This is a genomic window from Pedobacter sp. 10L46_2 (assembly GCF_056395165.1).
In genome coordinates this window covers 1-1,617 of the sequence record NZ_JBFTIZ010000503.1, presented here as the reverse complement: position 1 = coordinate 1,617, position 1,617 = coordinate 1, and the positions used below count along the sequence as shown (strand labels likewise).

The window sequence follows — 1,617 nt, the reverse complement described above, 5'->3', positions numbered from 1 at the left end:
TCGTAATGCAGCCGGTTGCCAGGCGGCGGAGACCGTTGGGGGAACGAATCTGACCGCAAAACTTGCTCAAGTCGCGTCCGCAATCGAACGTCACGGCCAAGTCGGGTACGGTCTCGGTGTGAACCGCCCCGGGTTTAGTGGAGGCTCCAATTCTTGAGAGAATGGAGCCCATGAGCAAGCAAACCAAGTTTTCCCCCGAGGTCCGAGAGAGAGCCGTACGCCTGGTTCAAGAGCAACGCAGCGAGCATCCGTCGCTGTGGGCGGCAGTCGAATCCATCGCACCGATGATCGGTTGCACGAGCCAGACGCTGTTGGGGTGGATCAAACAAGAGCAAGTCGACAGCGGCGAGCGCGATGGAGTGACCACGTCGGAGCGTGAGCGCCTCAAAGCGCTGGAGCGTGAGGTAAAGGAGTTGCGCCGCGCCAACGAGATCCTGAAGCTGGCGAGCGCGTTTTTCGCCCAGGCGGAGCTCGACCGCCGTTTGAAGTCCTGAAGGCCTTTGTCGATCTGCATCGCGACGCCTTCGGGGTCGAGCCGATCTGCAAGGTCTTGCAGATTGCTCCGTCGGGCTATCGGCGCCATGCTGCGCAGCTTCGCGAACCATCGCGGCGCTCTGCGCGAGCCAAACGCGATGAGTGGCTACGGCCCGAGATCAAGCGAGTCTGGCAGGCCAACATGCAGGTCTACGGGGCTGACAAGGTTTGGAAGCAGATGAACCGGGAAGGCATCGCGGTGGCGCGCTGTACGGTCGAGAGGCTGATGAAGCAGCAGAGTTTGCGCGGCGTAATTCGCGGCAAGCGGGTTCGCACGACGACTCCAGATGCGAAAGCAGTGCGCCCGCCGGACCTGGTCAACCGTCAGTTCAGGGCCCAGCGACCGAACCAGCTCTGGGTTTCGGACTTCACCTACGTTTCGACGTGGCAGGGCTGGCTGTACGTGGCCTTCGTGATCGACGTGTTCGCACGGCGCATCGTCGGCTGGCGGGTCAGCTCGTCGATGACTACGGACTTCGTTCTGGATGCACTTGAACAGGCGCTTTACGCTCGCCAGCCTGGCAACGATGGTTCTCTCATCCACCACTCCGACAGGGGTTCGCAGTACGTCAGCATTCGCTATAGCGAGCGCTTGGCGGAGGCGGCGATCGAACCGTCGGTTGGCAGCCGTGGCGACAGCTATGACAACGCCTTGGCCGAGACGATCAACGGCCTCTACAAGGCGGAACTGATCCATCGTCGTACTGCCTGGAAGACGCGTGAATCCGTTGAGCTGGCCACGCTGGAATGGGTAGCCTGGTTCAATCACCACCGGCTGATGGAACCCCTTGGCTATATCCCGCCCGCCGAAGCTGAGGCAAACTACTATCAGCAGCTTCAAATGCCTGCCGCTGAAACGCTATTAACTTAAACCAACCAGCCTCCACGGTACCCGGGGCGGTTCAAGAAAGATGAACTGCCAGGTCTATCCGGGGCGACTTTATTGGAAACAAGAGCGTGATCTGGGCCGCGGTGTGAAGATCAGAATCCATGGACTAACTTCAACGCTTCTGTCAGGGCGCAACGGTAAAGATGATCCGAAGGGGACGCTCTACCTCAGCCCCCTGCAGACGACGCTTGATC

General features: G+C 60.2%; 1 protein-coding gene and 1 other annotated feature. The gene reads left to right on the top strand.

The features are described from left to right. Window positions 1–170: 170 nt before the first annotated feature. Window positions 171–1,405 (top strand): IS3 family transposase gene (locus tag AC1DDX_RS27280; RefSeq protein WP_441624655.1). Its coding sequence is split into 2 segments (ribosomal slippage): window positions 171–459 and window positions 459–1,405, totalling 1,236 coding nucleotides; the frame shifts between segments, so codons are not numbered across the junction. Further along, window positions 449–565, top strand: a sequence feature (AL1L pseudoknot). Its footprint overlaps the gene before it by 117 nt. Window positions 1,406–1,617: the final 212 nt, after the last annotated feature.